Here is a 20,524-nt window from a genome sequence, read left to right on the forward strand (position 1 = left end):
AGCTTCTTGACAGGATTGGGCGGGGTTTTAGCGGCTTTTCGCCGCGACACAACTCATTCAGCTCGTTGCAACAAATGCGCCAGCGCGCCGGGCGCGGTTAGCCGCGACCGGGTATGATTTTCAGTCAAAGAAGGATTAGCTGCGGCCGATGTCCACGATATCAATGTTGATATCGCGCGTCTGCGAGCCGCGTCTCAGGCTGATGCGGATGCTCTTGCCGGCGCCGACCTGCTCGATCTGGTCGGTCAGGTCGGAAAGCCGATGCACCGGCTTGCCGTCGGCCTGGACAATGACGTCGCCGAGCGCGCCGGAGGAGAAATCGACGCCGCGGATGCCAGCGCGCTCGGCCGGGCTTCCGGGCGCGGTGCGCACCACGATGACCCCCTCGACGCCTAGTCTGGTTGCGACGGCCTCGCTGGCGGCGACAATCCCGATCCCGGGTGTCGGCACGCGACCGTTCTTGATGAGCTCGGGGACCACGCGATTGACAATGTCGACGGGGATCGCAAATCCAATGCCGGCGCTGGAGCCCGAAGGGGAGATGATCGCCGTATTGACGCCGATCAACCGTCCCGCCGAATCCAGGAGCGGCCCGCCCGAATTGCCGGGATTGATCGCGGTATCGGTCTGGATCACATTGGCGATCTCACGGCCGCTGCTGGTCGGCAGCCGGCGCTTGAGCGCGCTAATGATGCCGCTGGTCAGCGATTGATCGAGCCCGAAGGGATTGCCGATCGCAAAAGCGAATTGGCCGACCTTGAGCTCGCTTGAGCTGCCCAGCGCCACCGGCGGCGGCAACTTACGTGCGCTCCTGATCCGCAACACTGCGACATCATAGTTGGGCGCAACGCCGATGACCTCGGCCCGGGCCACTTCGCCAGAGGCGAAGCGAACCGCGACCTCGCTGCCATTTTGCACAACGTGGTTGTTGGTGACCACATGGCCGTCATTATCCCAGACAAAGCCGGTGCCCGAGGCGGCCGCGCCCGCTCCGGCTTCGCCGCCTTCGTCCTCGGCCAGGGGATTGGCGGCGCCAGTGCGCGCGGCAACCTGTACGACTGACGGCGACACCCGCTCGAACAGCTCGATATTGGCGCGCTCGGCATCGGACAGCGGACCCCGCTGATCGACGGTTCGGGCGGTGGTATTGGTCCACGGGCTGTAGCGGATATTGGAGAGGGTCAACGCCACCAGTACGGCTGCGATGGCGGCTAAGGAAAGCGCGAAGCGACGATTCATCGATCACTCACTTGATTTCGCGCAAGGCGCGATGCGGAAGATAAACCGGCCAGGGCATCATCACCACCAAAACCTCCTGGCCGGCCTAAAGTTTCTGAACTTTCAGAGACTTAATCATGCGGCAAGATCGGCCGTTTAACGTGATTTATGCATGAAGGCTTGTCGCGCAAGCAGCGCAGCCTGCGCTTGAAACCAAATCCCGCCTTTCTAATTGTTCTGAAGCCGCAGTCCGTCATTGCGCCGCCGGTCCTGGTCGGGCGCCTGGCATGGTCATCAGGCAAGACGTCCCGATGCGGCTTCCTGCGACAAGGCGTCCGGAGTTGCGAGATGAACAACAAGGCGCGTTTCAATATCGGATATGCGATCGCCGCGATCTTTGCTGTCTTCGTAATTCAATATTTCGTATCCACGGCGAGCCAGATCGCCGTCATCCCGTACAGCGAATATCAGCAATTGTTGAAGCAGGGGAAGGTCGCCACCGTCGGCATCTCCGACCGCACACTGCAAGGCACGTTGAAGGAGCCGCTGTCCGGCGGGCAGAAGCAGTTCGTCACCACGCGGGTCGATCAGGAGACCGCGCAGGAGCTCGAAAAATACAACGTCCGCTTCACCGGCCAGATCGAAAGCACTTTCCTGCGCGATCTCCTGTCGTGGGTCATGCCGGTGCTGCTGTTCTTCGGCCTGTGGTGGTACATCGGCAAGCGCGCCGCGGAAGGTGGAGGTCTTGGCGGCGGGCTGATGGCGATCGGCAAGAGCAAGGCCAAGATCTATGTCGAGTCCAATACCGGCGTGACCTTTGCCGACGTTGCTGGCGTGGACGAAGCCAAAGACGAGTTGCGCGAAGTCGTCGACTTCCTGAAAAATCCGACCGACTATGGCCGACTCGGCGGACGGATGCCCAAAGGCGTGCTGCTGGTCGGCCCGCCCGGCACCGGCAAGACGCTGCTGGCCAAGGCGGTGGCCGGCGAGGCCAAGGTGCCGTTCTTCTCGATCTCAGGTTCGGAATTCGTCGAGATGTTCGTCGGCGTCGGCGCGGCGCGGGTGCGCGATCTGTTTCAGCAGGCGCATCAAAAAGCGCCTGCCATCATCTTCATCGACGAACTCGATGCGCTCGGCCGCGCCCGCGGCATCGGGCCGTTTGCGGGCGGGCATGACGAGAAAGAGCAGACGCTCAATCAATTGCTGGTCGAACTCGACGGCTTCGACTCGCGCTCCGGCCTCGTCATCCTTGCCGCCACCAACCGGCCGGAAATCCTTGATCCGGCGCTTTTGCGCGCCGGTCGCTTCGACCGCCAGGTGCTGGTCGACCGCCCCGATAAAAAGGGCCGCACCGAAATTCTCAAGGTGCATATGAAAAAGGTGCAGCTTGATTCCAGCGTCGACCCCGTGGCAGTTGCGGCGCTCACGCCGGGCTTCACGGGAGCCGACCTCGCCAACCTGGTCAATGAAGCCGCCCTGCTTGCAACACGCCGCGGCGCCAGCGCAGTTGCCATGACCGACTTCAACAACGCGGTCGAGCGCATGGTCGCAGGGCTGGAGAAGCGAAACCGGTTGCTCAATCCGAAGGAGCGCGAGATCGTTGCCTATCACGAGATGGGTCACGCACTGATCGCGCTGTCGCTGCCCGGCGTGGATCCCGTGCACAAGGTGTCGATCATCCCGCGCGGCGTCGGCGCACTCGGCTACACCATCCAGCGCCCGATCGAGGACCGCTTCCTGATGACCAAGGAGGAACTGGAGAATAAGATGGCGGTGCTGCTCGGCGGCCGGGCGGCGGAGTTGATCGTGTTCAGCCACCTGTCCACCGGCGCCGCCGACGATCTTCGCCGCGTCACCGACATCGCCCGCAGCATGGTGACACGCTACGGCATGTCCGAAAAACTCGGCAGCGTCGCCTACGAGCGCGATCCCGGCAATTTCCTGGCCGGCGCCGATCGGCCCTTCCCCACACGCGAGCGCGATTATGCCGACGAAACCGCTGCAGCAGTCGACGAGGAGGTTCGCGCGATCGTCGATCGGGTGTTCGAACGCGCGCAGGGCATCCTGAAGGCGCGCCGTGCGATCCTGGACCGCGCGGCGAAAAAACTCTTGGAGAAGGAGACCCTGGAGCAGAGCGATCTCGAAGCGCTGATACGCGAAACGCCGAAGGAAGCGCTGCGGGCGATCTAGCCTTATCCGAGGTCGCGCAGCGCCGCCTCGACAACGTTGCGCTGCTCGGCCGTCAGCGCCGCCTGCGGCGGGATTGGATCCCCGACCGCGTAACCCTGGATTTCGAGCCCGGCCTTGATGCAGGCGGCCAGATTGAAACGCGCAAAGGCCTCGTTGATGCGCCAGAGCTTGCGCTGCAGCGCCATCGCCTCATTCCAGCGCGCCGCCCTGCAGAGTTCGTAGAGCTCGACACTCTGCCGCGGAATGATGCAGGCAGGCCCGGCCATCCATCCCACGCCGCCGATCAGCATTACCGCCGCCGGAATATGGGCGGAGGCCGAGAAGACTTTGATGCTGTCACCGCAACGGTTCATGATCGAGAGCAGCCGGCCCGTATTGGTGGAGGCATCCTTGATGTAGCCGATGCGCGGATGGGTCGCGAGCCGCGCGATCACGTCGAGCGTCAGATCGGACCGCTGAAATTGCGGATTGGTGTAGATCACCACGGGGATATCGACAGCGTCGGCAATCGCGCGGAAATAGGATTCGACCTGCGCGTCGGCGACCGGGAAGTAAGCCTCCAGGATCGCGAGGATGCCATCAGCGCCGAGCTTCTGATACGCCTTCGCCTGCGCCACCGCGTCCGCCGTCGATGTCGAGGCGACGCCGGCGATCACCGGCACGCGACGGTTCGCGGCTTCGATCGTGGCCTGCACGACACTCGCGCGCTGCGCCTGGTTGAGATAGGCGAACTCGCCGGTCGATCCCAGCGGCGTCAGCCCATGCACGCCTGCCTTGATGAGGTCGACACAGAGACGACCCAGCACTTCGGTGCGAATTTGGCCTGATGGATCGATCGGTGAGACCAGGTAGGGAAAGACGCCGTGAAAATCAGCCATGAAAGGAATATACCTCTGGCAGGAGAGTCCGGACCGCCATGGCTATCCGGAATACACTTGCAAGACAACGCTTTCGCGAACAGCGCGCGAGGGACTTCATTAGTTGCGTGCCCTGATCCAGGCGTCGATCGCCGGCAACGCGCGCGCCTTGAGATCGGCGGAGATCGCGATCGTCTCCTGGGCCCGGCCTGTCATTACGCGTCCGCCCGAGGTCGCCTGAACGGGTGCAAAGCCAGCGAGTTCGGCGGCATGGCCCTCGTCGCTGAAATTTGTCATGAAGTTCGCGATGAACTGATCGCGGAACTGCGGGCCCAGCTTGGCGAACAGAGCGTCGTAATTTTTCTGCAGGAAATCCCACGCCAGATCAGGCTGCTCCCCGGAATAGGCGACCGAATTGATCATGCCGATCACGATCGTCCCCGGCATTTCGTCGGTCAACGTCAGCGCCAGCGTGGCGCCCGCCAGCGCCGCATCGCGTGCGCTGGCAGCGGCATGGTAATATCGCAGGCGCTCATTGGTCACAGTGCTCTTGCGCGCCAGCACCAGCAGCGTGTCGTGGATGGCGCGATCCGCCGCGACGCCGACGACGTGGGTGACGGAATCGCGCAAAGCACCGGGCAAGGACTGCGGATCGCCAAGGAAGCGGGCGAACCGACGCTTCGCTTCGGCAACGACGTCTTCGTCGCCAAGTTCGCCGAGCGTCCAGATCAGGCTGCTGCGCAGCAGCGTATCATCGTCATCGCCGGAGCCGCTGCCATCCCAGCCGAGCCGATCAAGCACCGGGCGCAATTTTGCGCGAGCATGGCGTTGCAGCGCCGCCCGCTCGGCCCGGTCGCGCGACAGGCGGTTGAGCGCGGAGAATACCGTGATGACCTGATCCCATACGGGCCGGCGGTCATCCACGCTGATCGCCTCGACCAACGCGAGATAGGATGGCGGCTCGGCGCGCCCGGCCTGCACCATCGCCCAGCTATCGGCGAGGAAATTGACGCGGTCTGCGGTTGACATCTGCGGCAGCGACTTCGTCAATGCCGCCCTGCTCGCCGGCCCATACTCGACCCGGTAATAACCGATATCGCCGAGATTGACCTTGATGGCCTCACCGCAGGATCCGGCCGGCATTTCCGCATGGCCGCGAAGCAAGACAATATCGGGCGATGGCGCTGCACCCACCGGTCCGATCGCAACCGGCACCTGCCAGTCGCGTGACGGCAACGCCGCGGTTCGCGCCGGCGCAATCACGAAACGGCCCTGCCGCAACGTCAGCCGCTGCGCGCCCCCGTTGCAGACGGTTTCGGCGGATATTAGCGGCACGCCGTCCTGTTCGGTAAAAGACGCGGCGATCTCCGTCACCGGCTTGTGGCCTGCACGCTCCAGCGCCCGCCAGAGATCGGCCGTGGTGGTGTTGCCATAGGCGTGCGCGGCCATGTAGGCGCGGATGCCGTCGCGGAACGCCGCTTCGCCGAGGTAATTTTCCAGCATGCGGATCAGCGCCTGCCCCTTGTTGTAGGTAATGGCGTCGAACGCGACCATCGCCTCGCTTTCATTGGCGACCGGTTGCTGGATCGGGTGCGCGGTGCGCCGGGCGTCGAGCGTCATGGCGAACTGCTTCTGGCCGTAGCCGTTCAACCAGCTCTGCCATTGCGGATAAAACTGCTCCGCAGCCTTCGTCGCCATCCAGGTCGCAAAGCCCTCGTTAAGCCAGAGATTGTCCCACCACGCCATGGTGACGAGATCGCCGAACCATTGATGCGCCATTTCATGCGCAATGATGCCGAAGATGCCGCGCCGAGCGCTGTCTGGATTGCTCGCGGGATCGAACAACAGGCGGCTTTCGAAAAAGGTGATGCCACCCCAGTTCTCCATCGCGCCGCCAAAGCCGCCTGGCACCGCGATCAGGTCGAGCTTGGGTAACGGGTATTTGACACCAAAATAGTCGTTGAACCAGGCAAGGAGCTTCACCGCGGTGTCGAGCGCGAACTGCCCTTTCGCAGCCTTGCCGGTGGTCGCGACGACGCCGATCGTCACGCCATCCGCTTCCGTCGTAATCCGCTCCAATTCGCCGACCGTCAGCACGAACAGATAGGTCGACATTTTCGGCGTGGGCGCGAAAGCGACTCGCTTCAGGTTCGGCTCAAGCATTTCCTCGCGCGTAATGGGCATGTTAGCGACCGCGAGGAAGCGACGCGGCACGATCACCGTCAACGCAAAGCTCGCCTTGAAGGCGGGCTCGTCCCAACAAGGAAATATCCGCCGCGCGTCCGCAGGCTCAAGTTTGCTCGTCAGCAACCGTTTGATGCTGTTGCCGGCCGGATAGTCGACGAAGAAGAAGCCGCGGTCGAACTTGTTGATCCGCGCCGTAAACTCGATGCGCAGACGATGCGCGCCCGCGGCGAGCGGCTGCGTGAACGTGAATGTCGCCGTCTCGCTAACAGCGTCAAGCGCGACGTCGGCGCGCTCTGCGCCGTCGTCCACCGTGACCGAAGCAAACGTCGTGTTGACCGCGTTAAGCGTCAGTCGTGCCGTCGGTTCGCGCACGTCGACGTCGATTACCTCGACGCCGGGTAGTGCGACACCCTCGGCGTCAGGTCTCAGCTCGATTGAATAGCTGATCGGAACGACCGTCTTCGGCAGCCTGCCCGGCGTGGCGTCGAACGAGAAAACCGACCCGGCTCGCGCAGCGCCCGAAACAACAATCATCACCGCGAGCATTGCGACAAGATATCGCGCCAAGGGTGCTGTGTCGGTAAGCTTCACAGGTGCTCCTATGCCCAGGCGGCACTACGAGGTTCCGGATCATACAGCTGCATCGCTTGCCGCGAAACTTTCGGCAGACGCCGCGTCGCACGCGCATCCGAAGCGGCTTCGCTGACCAAAAGATGTCCACAGATGTTCACAGGTTCTAACGATTTAACTCACGATAATTTCACGACTTTCTCCGCAGTCTGCTCGCCTTGACCAAGCGCAGGAACAGGTTTGATGGCTGTGCAGAACTTCGCTGACGCATCCTCTATCCGAACTTCCGAGCTCTATGCGCGCGCCTCTGCTCCCACAGCAATAACTGCCGGCTTTCGCCACTTCCTCGGCACGCCTGCTCCTGCGCAACGCTTCCGCGCCTTCGGCATCGATCCGCTAGAATCGCCATCACACTATGCAGAGCTTCGCGGATTGATGCATCGCCTGTCACGGCGAATGGATGCCGTCATAAAATGGCCGCCACACCAGGCTCGATCGGCGGAACACTGGGAAAATCCCTTCATTCCCTCCGGCTACACCTATCTGCTGCAATTCATTGCGCATGATCTGGTTCACTCGGCGATTCCGCTTTCGGTTGCGGGGGGGCTCGGCCGAGGGACGACCAATGCCCGCCGCACACCGCTTCAGATGGAGACGCTTTACGGCAGCGGCCCTGTCGGATCCCCACACATCTATGCACTCGACGCGCCGAGCGACGACCGGCGGACCAAGCTGCGGCTCGGCCGAATGCGCTGGAAGGAAAAGCAGCCCGCGACCGGCTGTCCGTTCCGCGACATCGCGCGGACCCCGGCCGAGAACGTGACGGGGATCGACCGCAGCATTGCAGGTGTCCGCGTTGCCCTCACCGAGGCATTGGTCGCCGACCCACGCAATGACGACCACGCCGTGATGTCGCAACTCACCGCGCTGCTCGCGCTGCTGCACAACGGGCTCGTCGATATCATTCGCGGCCGGGAAGATGACGCCGGGCCGAACGGCCGGTTCGGCGCAGCCTACAAGCGGTTCCTGTGCGCCCGCGGCGCATTGACGGCCATCTATCACAACATCATCCGAAACGACCTGATGCGGCGGGTAATTCATCCGGCGATCTACGCGAGCTACTGCGGGCCTGCCCCGCACTTCATCGACCGCCTCGCATCAGCCAACGGTCTTGCGATCGGAGATTGGGAGATACCGTTCGAGTTTTCGCACGGGGCCTTTCGCTTCGGTCATGCCATGGTCCGGCCGGAGTATCAGATCAACGACCTATCGCTGCATGACCTCAACAACACGCTGGAAAAGAGTTCGGTAAACGACCCGGCAAACATGCCGCTCGACGAGACCTGGATGGTGCAATGGTCGCGCTTTTTCGAGATCAACGGGTCGACGCCGAATTTCAGCCGCCGCATCGGACCACATCTCAGCGATGGGCTGGGAAATGACCAGATCTTTCCGGCATTCGACGAGACGGAACGGGTCGGCCTGCTCTATCGCGACCTGCTCGGCGCCGGCCTCGCCGGCATGTGGTCGGTCGATGCATTGCTTGCCGAGATCGGCGACCGCCGGCCGCATTTCATCGCCATGTCGCGCCTGCTTGCCGACCGCGCCTACCGTGTCGATCAGCTTCGCGAATGGCTCGTCTCGACGCGAGCCTACGGCGCGCTGACGGACGAAGACATCGAAACCCTGTCGAACGATCCGCCGCTGCCGTTCTTCGTCCTGTTCGAGGCGATGCAGCAGACGGAAGGCCTGCAACTCGGGCTGCTCGGTTCGATCATCGTATCGGAAGTGATATTCGGGGCGCTCGCAAGTGACCCGCAATCGGCCGGCGGCGGCTCGGTCGCCGATCAGCTGGATCTCATTTCCCGCGAATTTTACCTGACGAATGTACTTCAAGACATTCCAGAGATCTCAAACATGGCGCAGTTGGTGGAGTTGACCACCGAAATTGCCGAGCTGCAGCAGGCCGTGCCTGCATTTCTGTGAGCGGAATTGTCCGTCTCGCGCAACCCGGAGGAGTAGAAACTATGGCCCTCGAAAGAATGCAAGTGACCAACCATGAGCGCTGGGGCAACCTCGTAAAGACCTGGTCGACGGGCAAGAACTATCTTGACGACGACAACGAATATCCGATCCCGACCACCGTCGAGGAATTCAAGGAGCAACTCGCCAAGGCGCAGGTGTTCATGACGGTGCCGGATCGCTACACGAAGGTGAAGTTCGTCGAGCAGCAAATGGACACGATCGTGGTACGCTTGCCGCCCGCCGTGGCGATCGCCGATTCCGAAGAGAAACTCAGCAAGCCAGGCGCAACCTATCCGCTTCCGCCGTTCTACAAGCGGCTGTTCAACGGGATGGATCCGGTGATTCCGGAAGCCGACAAGTTCAAGGTGCATGCCGAGCGTATCGGCGATTACACGATCAGCTTCTGCGCCTAGTCAGAGCTGGACGATATCCCCGACAGGAAGCCCTGCGCCGAGCAAACCTCGACGAAGGGTTTCCTGTCGCTCGCCGACGCTAATCGGGTGAGCCTGCATAACCCACCGCACGACAGCCTCGTCGGTCGGGGTCGATGTACCGACCCAAAACGAACGTAATCCGTTCACGAAGCGCTGCGCTTCTTCGCGCGCCTTCCCCAACTCCCCAAGATAGAACAGCGCGGCCGTCCGCCATGCGGGCAATGTCCGCCCGACGCCATTGGCGCGGTCGCAGGCCTCGAGGGCGCCTGCGTAGTCGCCGCACAGAAACCGAATGGTGCAATGATAAGCCCATTCAAGATAGGAAGGCGCAGGTGAGAGCGTCAGCGCTTGATCGGCCCTGAGCCGGGCCTGCTCGATTGATCCGCAAAAGACCTCATAGTGAGCGCTCGACAGCAACGTCCACGGGTCGTTGTCATTGAGCTCGCAGGCAAGCGCCATATGCGGCGCAGCTTCGGTTTCTCGAAGCGCCATCACATAGGACCAGCCGCAGCACAGATGCGCCCTGGAATCGACCGGATCCAGTTGAACGGCGGTCTTTGCCAATTCGAGTGTGGCCTTGGCCTTTTCGAGATCGCGAAAGATCCCGGGATGCACCAGATGCTCGATGTTGTTCATCTGCACGAGGCTGCTGTAGCAGGGCGAGAAGCCCGGATTATCGCGGATCGCATCGCGAAAGATGGCGACCGCTCGCCGCCAGCTTTCGGGATCGAACTTCGACATGAGGTTCTGTCCACGGAGCCAGCGGTCATGCAGGTCGAGCGACACGTCAGGCTCGCCGGCGAGCCGCATCAGCCGTTCGGTCGACAGCTGCACGTTCAGCGAAGTTGCGATCCGGCGGATGATGCGCTGCTGCGTTTCGAACCAGTTGCCGAGGCCGAGGCGGAAGCTTTCGCTCCAGATATAGATTCCCGTCGTGTCGTCCCGGAGCACCATCACGATATTGATTTCGGCGCCGGCCTGATAAGCGGTGGTCTCGATGCAATATTGCGGCGCCGAGTCCGGCGCGGGAAGCACGACCGCGGCCGGCGGACGGTCAACGACACTCCATTCGCGGAATCGTACGAGACAGGCGGCGAGGTGCTGAGAGAACCCCTGCACCAGATGGCTGTGATCCTCATCGACGCCGTGCATAGCAAAGGGCCGCAACACCAGGCGCGTCTTGGCAGGTGCATTGACCGAAGCCGAGATCGGGATCACCGGCTGAGGAGCGGTCCCTCTGATCATTCTGACGGCGAATTCGTCATTCGCGGCCGAGGCAGCCCGATCGGCCGGCGCGCGCTCCAGAATACCGAGCTTGATGTTTGCGACGAGTTCTTCGGTAGCCGACGACGGCTCCATCGCGTAGTCGCGATCCAAGAGATCCCACAGCGCCTTGTAGATCCGCAGCGCGCCGGCAACATCGCCTTCTTCCGCATGCGCCCGCATCAGATAGCGGCAGGCGTATTCATGCGTGGGATCGAGATTGACGATCGCGACCGCGACCTTTTTTTTGGATTCAGCGGGCACGCTTGCGGAGGTCAAGCCTGCGTCGAGATTGCGCATCAGCCGTTCATGGATGGTCTGCCGCTTGGCCAACACCCAGACCCGGAACGACGGGTCGAGATCGTCCATTCCTTCGAGCAGCCGCCCGTCGAGCTGCGGGGTATCGAGCAATAGCGGGTGAACGCGTCCGCTCTCGGCGAGTTGGATCACGCTTTCGATATCGACTTGGATTCGTCCAATGTTGAGCCCGATCAGGAGCCGCTCCGCGATGAAGCCGTCATACCCGGCCTCCTCGAGCAAGGATCGCAGTTCGCGGACGACCTGACGCAACGAGGCACGCGCCCTTTCCTCGTCCGAACGGCTCCACAGCAGGCCGACCAGCCGCTCCCGGCTCTCCTGCTTGGTCTCCGACAGCGCGAGATAGCTAAGGACCGCCCCCGCCTTGCGGGTTCGCAGTTCGATCGGCCGGCCGTTGAACCGCAGGCCGAGCCGCCCCACCAGCGATAGCGACAGACGCGGAGCGCTTTCAGGCGCCGCCGCGGCATCGTCTGCTGTCATGGCGTTTGCGCTGGCCGGCATGCAACGGTTTCCGGAACCGGTTGGTTAATTCCCGCCACTCTATATCAAAGGGATGCCCCCGGTATAGGTTGCGCCGCCTCCAGTTCGTACAATCGCGTCCTGCAGCCTGCCCGTGACAATTTCGGATGGCTCGAGTTGCAGGCCTGGGGCGATCACGCGAACCACCGGAACGGCGAAGCGCTGGCGCGTGAGATCGATGCAGAATGTATCGTATCCTAGCTTTTCCAAACGCTGTACGATCAATCCAAATATAGCGCTCGCATCAGTTGCGTGAAGGGGCAGATGGGCGGCGCACTCTTCGACCGGCTGCAGCAATCTGCACTGGTCGGCGTCGATCGCTGCCCGCTGCAGGTGGATGCGATCCTGTCGGTTGAGCGCTTCATCGCCGCGTTCGCTGCGTTTGGTTGCAACGACGTTGTCGGCCAATTCGAGCTGGCACATTTCCACAATCGCCGAGCGGACCGCAGCCTCGAGCGTCGGCCGTGCGGCGAGGCCGAAAGCAAAACCGGAACCGTCCGCCCGGCAGGAGACGGCCGCGATGCAGGGCACGCCGATATCCGTCGTAATGTCGAGCAGCCAAGTCCGGCGCGGCGTCGAGACGCCGTGCCGAAGCTTCTGCAACAAGTTTGCCGCCACGATGCCGGCTTCAGGCTGCGGCGGAAGCGATCGCGGCAACTGACCGCCTCGCCACCACAGGCTGGCTGCATCGCGCTCGATCAATTCCAGCAGGCCATGCAGCGCTGCGGCGTCCCGTGACGGACCGGCGGCCGATCCGATGCTCAGCGGGAATGGCGGGGCAAACTCGCGTTGCGCTGGCGGTCGCCGCAGGCAGATGTCCGCCGGAAGCCACACCTCGCCTCCGTCGGTCAGCTTTGTTACGCGACACCAGGAGAGCGCTCGCTCTGGTTGCATGCGACGTTCCGAAAGGGCCGCTACCAGCTCCAGCGCCTTCGGACCGAGTTTTCCGGCCCAATCGTCAACGCCCGGTTCGAGCAACAGATCGGTTCCAGTCTGCAATTGGGAGAGGTACTCGATACCCTCGCCGATACAGCCCTGAAATGCTTCCCGCAACGTCAGACCAACGCCGGAAACGCCGACCATCGGGCTTCCGTCATGCAAGGGATCGGCAAGCGCTGGATCGAATTGCGCACCAAAGCTGATCAGGCCGGGCGCATCGGGCGAGGCCAGTTCGAACACGCGCGCAAATCGGGAAGCAGCGATCAGCAAATGAGCGCGATTCGCGAGCTGCGAATCAATTCCATTGCTGGATTCGCCGGCATATTCCAGCGCCTGAAGGATGAGTCTGGCATCGTGATCGCCGGCCGCGTCCACATCGTTGCCAAGAAGCAACGATGCAGCGCGCGCAAACAATTCTTGCATCGAATTTTCGGTACCGCTCACGGTGACCTCACGACTTGACGCGCAGATTCCGGACGTGAGGCCAGTCCGCCCTCGCCCTGGAGGAACTTATGCTCGCGAAAGCCTTCGTCATAGCCATGGCAGCAGATTTTGCCCGATCGGACTATGCCAAGCCGACCTTGATTCGTAGCCGCAGCCGCGAGTGGCTGATCGCCTGCCGTTGGGGACCGGATGGCGAGTATCTTTCGATTGCGACAGCCGGCCCGATCACGGAGCCTCTCGCACTGGTTGCACCGCAGGCGATTGCGCCAATTCACAGCCTCGTCGGCGTACTGGTCTCCGAATCGGAGACGCAAGCCACCAGCACATTCCTGCTGGTGCGCCAGTTGCCTGCTGCGATCGAGCTTGCCGGCACGTTTTTTCCGGCCGACGGATACGTGCTGCTGCAGAACCAGGGCGATGTCCATCTCGTCTGCAAGACGCGCTACTCCCATAGCTGCGGCTGGCTCGACGGCAAGGAGATCCGCAAAGACATTCCCGATCCGGCACCGTATTCGGCCGAAGCAATGTCATGGCATATCGAAGCGACGCGCCGTGACTGGATCGGCGAGTTTATTCCCGGCAGCAGGCCGCCGGAGCGGCTTGCGATTCGCGCGACCGGCTGAAGCCGCGATCGGACTACCGACAGAAACGGGACCGCACGTGATTCCGTACGTCTTCTTACGGAAGACTATCACCGCGAGGGAAATCTCCGCCGCTCACCGCGATCGACAATATTCAGCCGTGCAACCGTAGTAGCCTTCGATCCCCGTGTTCGACCGGCGATGCTTTCAACCAGTTTGGCGACGCAAAGCCGCACGCGCGGGCTCGTTATTCGCGCATAGGCCATGAGAACGCGCAAGGCGCCCGCCCGGCCAGCAAATGAACCGGTGAATTCAAGCCGGAAGATCCGGGTCGGGAAGATTCGAACAACTCGCCGGCCGAAACATCCAGCACGGTAGCGATTTGCGACAACCGGATGGCACCAACCCGGTTGGCGCCCCGCTCGTATTTCTGTACCTGTTGAATGGTGACGCCAAAGCGTTCGGCGATGGTTTGGCTGGTGCCGCGGTTGATCCGAAACATACGAATTCTGGCACCCACCATCGCATCAAGCGGGCCAGACTTCCTCGTCGCCATCGGCAGGCTCCCAACTCTTCAAGTTGGGAGAGATCTTAACACAACCTAAGGGCGCTACAGGAACTAATTTGCGATAGGGATCACATTGGCCCGCTGCCCGGCGTTAGCGGGTTCGATCGTCAACCGGCCCTTCGGATCGATCGCGGCCTTCATGGCCGGCGGGTGACCGGTTTCGAGGAAATGCTGCAGAGCGGCGCGGCTCTCGTCCGAGAGTGCAAACAGCCCGCGCATTAATTCAAAGAATCCAGGCTCTTCCGCTACATAGAGCAGTTCGCGCAGTTCCGCGCCGGTATACTGCCCCAAGGCCGTTACAAGCCATTCGGTTTGGTCATCCGGATCGCTCTCCGGCACGCGATTCAGGTAGTAGACGACCGATTCCGCACTCATTTCATCCCCCGGTACCTCGCGATAGCTCACAGGCCCCCCGCTCTGGACGGCTTTCTGGCAGCTAACTCCCGAGCCTAACACTGCGGGGGCTCTCGTGATTTCAGCGTGATCGCAAGCGCAACCGTGATTCCGTTCCGAAGTTCCAGGCAGTGCCGAGCTGGTTCAGTCTGCGCGGCGGACGCAATATTCATTCCACCCTCCCGTAGCGGTTCGGGATTTTGCCGCTACAAACCTCCCAACCACCTCACGGTACGGCAGTTAGAAAGCCTTCGCGATGGCCCGCTGGGCATCCTGCTGAATCGTCCTCAGGTGATTCTGGTCGCGGAAACTTTCGGCGTAGATCTTGTAGACGTCTTCGGTGCCCGATGGCCGCGCGGCGAACCATCCCGCCTCGGACTCGACCTTGATGCCGCCGAACGATTGATCATTACCCGGCGCACGGGTCCGAATCGCGCTGACCGGTTCACCAGCAAGCCGGTGCATATTGAGCTGCTCCGGCCCGAGTGCCTTGAGCGCGCTCTTCTGTTTGGGCGTCGCCGGCACATCGATCCGCTCGTAGAACGGCACGCCGAGTTCGGCGGTCAGAGCGGCAAACAGCTGGCTCGGATCGCGGCCGGTGCGACCGAGGATTTCGGCGGCGAGCAGCCCCATCACCATGCCATCCTTGTCGGTCGTCCAGACGGAGCCGTCGCGCTTGAGGAACGATGCACCGGCGCTTTCCTCGCCCGCGAATCCGAATGCGCCGGTGCCGAGGCCTTCGACGAACCATTTGAAACCGACCGGGGTCTCGACCAGCTTGCGGTTCAGCTTTTTAGCGACACGATCGATGATCGAACTGGAGACGATGGTTTTGCCGATCGCGGCCTCGCTGCCCCATTGCGGCCGATGCGCAAACAGGTAGGCGATCGCAGCCGCGAGAAAATGGTTCGGATTCATCAACCCGCCGGTGCGCGTCACGATGCCGTGGCGATCGGCGTCGGTATCATTGGCAAAGGCGACATCGAACCTGTCGCGCATCTGGATCAGGCTTGCCATCGCGAATGGCGAGGAACAATCCATCCGGATTTTTCCATCCCAGTCCGCCGTCATGAAACGAAACGTCGGGTCGACGGCATCGTTCACGACAGTTGCGTTGATCCCGTAATGCTCGATCAGCGGCTGCCAGTAGTGAACGGCGGCGCCGCCCAGCGGATCAATACCGATTCTCACGCCGGATGATTTGATCAGCGCCATGTCCACGGCATTGCCGAGATCGGCGACATAGGGACGGATGTAATCGTGCCGATGCGTCGATGGCGCCTTGCGGGCGCGCTCATACGGTATCCGCGCAACGCCCTTCATGTCAGCTTCGATGTAGGTGTTAGCACCCTTCTCAACCTTGGCCGTCACGTCGGTATCGGCCGGGCCGCCATGCGGCGGGTTATATTTGTACCCGCCATCTTCGGGCGGATTGTGCGAGGGCGTGATGACGACCCCATCGGCAAGTCCGCTCGTTCGATCCTTATTGTAACTCAGGATCGCATGCGAGATGACCGGCGTCGGCGTGTAGCCGCCGCGCTCGTCAATCATGATGTCGACCCCGTTGGCGGCAAACACTTCTACCGCGCTCGCCAGCGCCGGCTCGGCCAGCGCATGGGTATCGATGCCGATAAACAGCGGACCGGTCAGTCCCGTCTCGCGGCGGTAATCGCAGATCGCTTGCGTCGTCGCCAGGATATGATTTTCATTGAACGAGTTCTTCAGCGATGTCCCGCGATGTCCCGAGGTGCCGAACGCAACACGCTGGGTAGGATCGGACGGATCCGGTTTGGACGCGAAGTAGGTCGTTACCAGTTGCGGTACGTTGACGAGGGTGGCGGGATCAACCGGTTTGCCGGCAGCGGGATTGGTGGCAGTCACATGACCTCACGGAATGGTGGTTTCGCCGGATTATAGGTGCAAGCGACGGTCTCGGCAAAATCGAGCCCACGTCTTCGCAAGCCGATGCCGCCTCTAGTAAACGCCGCGCTGCCGGGGCGGTTTCCTGGCATCTTGTGCGAAATACGGATTGTTTAAGCATTGGGCCGCGCGACCCGATGCGGACGCGGCGCACTGCCCCAGCGAAGCAAAGCTGCAGTCGATGTAGCCGCCACCAATGGCGTATGTTTGCAGGCAGACCGGGTAGTTTGGATCATAGGTCTGGGCGCGCGCCGGCGCGGCGGGCAACATCGTTCCCATTAGAATCGTGCAAGCCAATACGCGCATTGGGGACTCCTTCGGGACAGGCCGACAGGACAATGCGGGGCTTGATTACCTGCTTTCCACCGACCGATCAGACATGATGGTGGAAATCGGTCACCTTTGACGAGGCATCGCTTGGCCCACTTCCCTTTGCGCCCTGTCTGAGGCAATGGGGTGGCGCGCCAAAGGCTGCAGATGCGTTATCTGTCGCAGATTGATATGGTCCAGCACGGCGCCACCTGATCACTCGGCTGGCTATCGCTTTGGCGGCCCTATTGGTTCGCCAAGCGTCGCATCCCGAACTGGCTGCCGATCACGCCGTCGCGCGACGAGTTTGAAGCGCTATGAGCCCTAGCTGCTTCGCGGCGACGCAAGCCGATGCTTGAAGAATGCCAGGATCTCGTCGCGGGCCGCGATCGTCGGCTGGCCGGCCTCGTCGATTAGGTGCGCGGTGACGACGCTATGCGGGGTCGTCACGTGACGCGCGAAGAACGGCGCAAGATCGGCGTTCGCCGCGCTGTCCGGCAGCACACGCCCGATGAATCGGTCACCGAGCGCTTCCGCATAGGCCGCGAAGCGTTGTGCCGTGCAGAACTTGTCGCCTGCGAAGCGATAGGCCAGCACCATCAGATCTTCCCTCTCGAGCCGTTCGCGGACGGCCCTCACTTCGTCGGGTGCGATTTCAATGCCGGCCGGATCGTTCAGCGGCAGCGACGGCTGCGAGAGCACCGGCGCCAGCATCGATGGTTCAAGCATCATGGTCAGCGCAAAATTTCCCGTGAAGCACATTCCGATCGCGCCGACGCCGGGGCCGCCGCACTCGCCATGTGCGAATCGCGCCAGCGACCGCAGCCACTTTGTCACGGGACTTGATTGGTGTGAGGCCAAAGCGCGAAACTCGGCGCTCACACAGGCGCGCTGAAAGATCGCAGCGCCCTCCTCCGCGCCTGGAACGGCGCCGTCACGGCCGAACAGCGATGGCACGTAGACGGTGAAGCCTGCATCGCGGACCCAGCGCGCAAACCGCGCGACATGCGGGCTGATGCCCGGCATTTCCGTCATCACGATGACAACAGGCCCCGTACCGGCCACGTAGACGACCTTGGTGACGTTATCGAGTGCAATCTCGCGGCGCGTGAAATCCTCGAGCGGATCGTCCTGCTTCATGGACCGTTTCGGCATCGCCACAATTCCTTGTCGATTGATGGATACTCGGCAGGAGCCGCGGCGCAGCGGCCGGGGATTCCTACAAACGCAATTCTGTGCATATCGTTGCGATTTTGTGCTCGTCGGTCTAGTGTCAAAAATGACATTTATAGTGGATTTTTTGACATGACCAAAGTCGCGGTCGTTGAGATCGAGGGGTGCATGGCTTCGAGCGCGGCTATCACCCACGACGTATTGGCGACCGCGAACCGGATCAGCGCTGCGAAACGTGTTCTGCCGTTCAAGGTGACCAGGGTGCGTTGCGGATACCGCCGCGGCGACGTCGATTTGCGCGGGATAGAACTCATCGTCGTCCCCGGTCTCGGTACTGCATCGGCGGACGAACTGGACAAGAAGTTAATGAGCCCGGCATGCCGGCGCGCGGGCGATGCGCTTACCCGGGCGTTCGGGCGCGGCGCCATGCTCGCCGCATCCTGCGCCAGCACATTTCTGCTGGCGGAGGCGGGCTTGCTCGACGGCCGGCGCGCGACCACGACATGGTGGCTCGCGCCGCTGTTCCGGCAGCGTTATCCCGACGTCGAACTCATGACGGAGCAGATGGTCGTCGCCGATTGGCCGATCGCAACCGCTGGCGCGGCCATGGCGCAGATGGACCTGATGCTTGCGGTCGTCGGCCGGTTCGCCGGACCAGGCTTGGCGAGAGCCTGCGCCAACTATCTCCTGCTGGATGAGCGGCGCTCCCAGGCACCATTCATGGCGATTACCTACCTGGCAGGCCAGGACCCCAGGATTGCCAAGGCCGAAAAATGGGTGCGCGACAACATCGCGCGTGACTTTGCGATCGAGGAGCTCGCCGCAGCCGTCGCGCTGGCGCCGCGAACATTTGCCCGACGAATTGCGGCGACCTGCGGCATTTCACCGATTCAGTTCGTGCAGCGGATCAGGCTAGAAACCGCGCGCTTTCTGCTTGAGACCACGCGCCTGCCGGTCGACCAGATCGCACGCCAGGTAGGATATGCGGAGCCCTCCACGCTTCGCCGGCTGATCCGGCGCGATACGAAACATCCGCCCGGACATTTCCGTCCCGTCGCTTGAGCGTCTCCCGACAACGTCGCCAGTCTCAGCCCAATATAGCCTTCACCTCGAGATATTCTTCAAACCCGAAGACTCCGAACTCGCGCCCATTGCCGGACTGCTTGTAGCCGCCAAAGGGCAGGCTGCGGTCAAAAGGAGCACCGTTGAGATAGACGCGCCCTGCGCGGATGCGGTTGGCGACAGCGCGAGCGCGGCCAGGGTCCCTGGACTGCACGAAACCCGCCAAGCCGAACGGCGTGTCGTTTGCGATTTCGATCGCCTCATCCTCGCTATCATAGCTCATGATCGACAGCACCGGACCGAAGATCTCCTCACGCGCAATCTTCATCTGCGGCATCACATCGCCGAAGACAGTCGGGCGGACATAATATCCACGGTTGATTTCGGCGGGCCGACCCGTTCCGCCAGCCACCAGCGTCGCCCCCTCGTCGATGCCCGACCGAATAAGCTCCTGGACTTTCTGAAACTGCGCTTGGCTCACCAGCGGCCCCATGGTGGATGCGGGATCGAGCGGGTCTCCCAGCCGGATGCTGTCGACCGCCTCGCGCGCCGCCTCGAATGCCGCGTCACGCTGCGCGCGCGGGATCAACATGCGCGTGGGAGACTGGCAGTTCTGGCCGGCGTTTGTGTAACAGGCGTGAACGCCCTGGATCACAGCCGCTTTCAGATCGGCATCGGCAAGGATGATGTTGGCGGACTTGCCGCCCAGTTCCTGCGCGACGCGCTTGATCGTATCCGCCGCAAGCCTGGCCACTCTGACGCCGGCCGCCGTCGATCCGGTGAAAGACACCATGTCGATTTCGGGATGGGCGGCAATCGCCTCCCCCACGGTGGGACCGTCGCCGTTGACCAAATTGAAGACACCCGCCGGAACACCGGCCCCGTGGACGATCTCTGCAAGCAACATCGCGCTGAGCGGTGCGATCTCGCTCGGTTTCAGGACAACCGTGCAGCCGGTTGCGAGCGCCGGGGCGACCTTGGAGGCCACCTGGTTCAGCGGCCAGTTCCACGGTGTGATCAGTCCGCAGACGCCGATTGGCTCGCGGCGAATGATCCCGTTCCCCATCCCCTCCTCAAACTTGTATTGCGCCAGCACCCGCGCCGCTTCCTCGAAATGAAACAGCGCGACGGTTGCCTGACGCTCGGTCGCGAACGTAATGGGCGCGCCCATTTCGAGCGTCATCATTCGCGCCAGTTCCGGCAGGCGCGCTCTAAAACGCTCGATGATCTTCTGTAGCCAAGACAGACGTTCTTCGACGCTGGTTTCGGAATAAGTCGCGAACGCGCGACGAGCAGCCTTGGCGGCCCGATCTACATCGTTCCGGGAGCCCAGGCTGATGTGCGCGAAGATCTCCTCGGTTGCTGGGTTGACGATTCCTAACGTTGACGGCGCGGCTGGATCGACCCAAGCGCCGTCGATGTAGAATTTCAGATTTTCCATCGTTCCCCATCCATGACCCTTATCCGCCTACAGGTGCCTGCCCTCATCCACCGGCGTCACCATTCCCGTCGAGCCTGTCAGGTTGACGATTCAGGCAACCACCGCCCTTGCGA

Annotated in this window: 16 protein-coding genes; 5 read left to right on the forward strand and 11 right to left on the reverse strand. The window is 62.2% G+C overall.

What is annotated here, in order from left to right; all coding sequences use genetic code 11:
* Window positions 1-135: 135 nt before the first annotated feature.
* Entirely contained in the window at window positions 136-1,239 is a 1,104-nt protein-coding gene (locus HCN58_RS33850) for a S1C family serine protease (protein WP_171583679.1), read from the reverse strand.
* Between the two features lie 327 nt (window positions 1,240-1,566).
* Here HCN58_RS33850 and ftsH point away from each other — a divergent pair, with 327 nt between their 5' ends.
* A complete protein-coding gene (ftsH, locus tag HCN58_RS33855; protein WP_171583680.1) occupies window positions 1,567-3,408 on the forward strand; it encodes an ATP-dependent zinc metalloprotease FtsH in 1,842 nt (613 codons plus the stop codon).
* Between the two features lie 2 nt (window positions 3,409-3,410).
* Here the strand turns inward: ftsH and HCN58_RS33860 are convergent, their stop codons facing one another.
* Window positions 3,411-4,286 carry a dihydrodipicolinate synthase family protein gene (locus HCN58_RS33860; RefSeq protein ID WP_171583681.1) on the reverse strand — a complete coding sequence of 292 codons (876 nt, stop codon included), beginning with the start codon at window positions 4,284-4,286 and terminating at the stop codon, window positions 3,411-3,413.
* Window positions 4,287-4,385: 99 nt separating this feature from the next.
* Entirely contained in the window at window positions 4,386-7,043 is a 2,658-nt protein-coding gene (locus tag HCN58_RS33865) for a M1 family metallopeptidase (RefSeq protein WP_311966935.1), read from the reverse strand.
* A 222-nt stretch (window positions 7,044-7,265) separates the two neighbouring features.
* Between HCN58_RS33865 and HCN58_RS33870 the strand changes: the two genes are divergently transcribed.
* Window positions 7,266-9,008 carry a peroxidase family protein gene (locus HCN58_RS33870; RefSeq protein ID WP_171583682.1) on the forward strand — a complete coding sequence of 581 codons (1,743 nt, stop codon included), beginning with the start codon at window positions 7,266-7,268 and terminating at the stop codon, window positions 9,006-9,008.
* A gap of 41 nt (window positions 9,009-9,049) precedes the next feature.
* Window positions 9,050-9,460: a hypothetical protein gene (locus HCN58_RS33875; protein WP_171583683.1), complete on the forward strand. Its 411-nt coding sequence runs from the start codon at window positions 9,050-9,052 to the stop codon at window positions 9,458-9,460.
* On the opposite strand, the gene HCN58_RS33880 is transcribed toward HCN58_RS33875, so the two are convergent.
* Both HCN58_RS33880 and HCN58_RS37610 read right to left on the reverse strand, forming a co-directional pair.
* Entirely contained in the window at window positions 9,461-11,563 is a 2,103-nt protein-coding gene (locus HCN58_RS33880; protein WP_171583684.1) for a BTAD domain-containing putative transcriptional regulator, read from the reverse strand.
* 39 nt (window positions 11,564-11,602) lie between these two features.
* The gene (locus HCN58_RS37610; RefSeq protein WP_376701251.1) at window positions 11,603-12,943 is read right to left on the reverse strand and encodes a YcaO-like family protein; all 1,341 of its coding nucleotides are present in this window, start codon (window positions 12,941-12,943) and stop codon (window positions 11,603-11,605) included.
* 89 nt (window positions 12,944-13,032) lie between these two features.
* Here HCN58_RS37610 and HCN58_RS33895 point away from each other — a divergent pair, with 89 nt between their 5' ends.
* The gene (locus HCN58_RS33895) at window positions 13,033-13,587 is read left to right on the forward strand and encodes a hypothetical protein (protein ID WP_171583687.1); all 555 of its coding nucleotides are present in this window, start codon (window positions 13,033-13,035) and stop codon (window positions 13,585-13,587) included.
* 205 nt (window positions 13,588-13,792) lie between these two features.
* Here HCN58_RS33895 and HCN58_RS33900 read toward each other — a convergent pair whose 3' ends face one another.
* The 5 genes from HCN58_RS33900 to HCN58_RS33920 form a co-directional block, all read right to left on the reverse strand.
* The gene (locus tag HCN58_RS33900; protein WP_171583688.1) at window positions 13,793-14,101 is read right to left on the reverse strand and encodes a helix-turn-helix domain-containing protein; all 309 of its coding nucleotides are present in this window, start codon (window positions 14,099-14,101) and stop codon (window positions 13,793-13,795) included.
* A gap of 63 nt (window positions 14,102-14,164) precedes the next feature.
* Window positions 14,165-14,518 carry a hypothetical protein gene (locus tag HCN58_RS33905; RefSeq protein WP_171583689.1) on the reverse strand — a complete coding sequence of 118 codons (354 nt, stop codon included), beginning with the start codon at window positions 14,516-14,518 and terminating at the stop codon, window positions 14,165-14,167.
* Window positions 14,519-14,746: 228 nt separating this feature from the next.
* Window positions 14,747-16,387 carry a phosphoglucomutase (alpha-D-glucose-1,6-bisphosphate-dependent) gene (gene pgm / locus HCN58_RS33910; protein ID WP_171583690.1) on the reverse strand — a complete coding sequence of 547 codons (1,641 nt, stop codon included), beginning with the start codon at window positions 16,385-16,387 and terminating at the stop codon, window positions 14,747-14,749.
* 93 nt (window positions 16,388-16,480) lie between these two features.
* On the reverse strand, window positions 16,481-16,732 hold the full coding sequence (locus tag HCN58_RS33915; protein WP_171583691.1) for a DUF3551 domain-containing protein: 252 nt from the start codon (window positions 16,730-16,732) through the stop codon (window positions 16,481-16,483).
* A gap of 327 nt (window positions 16,733-17,059) precedes the next feature.
* A complete protein-coding gene (locus tag HCN58_RS33920) occupies window positions 17,060-17,890 on the reverse strand; it encodes a dienelactone hydrolase family protein (protein ID WP_171583692.1) in 831 nt (276 codons plus the stop codon).
* A gap of 150 nt (window positions 17,891-18,040) precedes the next feature.
* On the opposite strand from HCN58_RS33920, the gene HCN58_RS33925 reads away from it, so the two are divergent.
* Entirely contained in the window at window positions 18,041-18,970 is a 930-nt protein-coding gene (locus tag HCN58_RS33925; RefSeq protein ID WP_171583693.1) for a GlxA family transcriptional regulator, read from the forward strand.
* 25 nt (window positions 18,971-18,995) lie between these two features.
* Here the strand turns inward: HCN58_RS33925 and HCN58_RS33930 are convergent, their stop codons facing one another.
* Window positions 18,996-20,411, reverse strand: coding sequence for an aldehyde dehydrogenase family protein (locus HCN58_RS33930; RefSeq protein WP_171583694.1), 1,416 nt, complete (start codon window positions 20,409-20,411; stop codon window positions 18,996-18,998).
* Between the last annotated feature and the right edge of the window lie 113 nt (window positions 20,412-20,524).

This window comes from Bradyrhizobium australiense (assembly GCF_013114825.1).
GTDB lineage: Bacteria > Pseudomonadota > Alphaproteobacteria > Rhizobiales > Xanthobacteraceae > Bradyrhizobium > Bradyrhizobium australiense.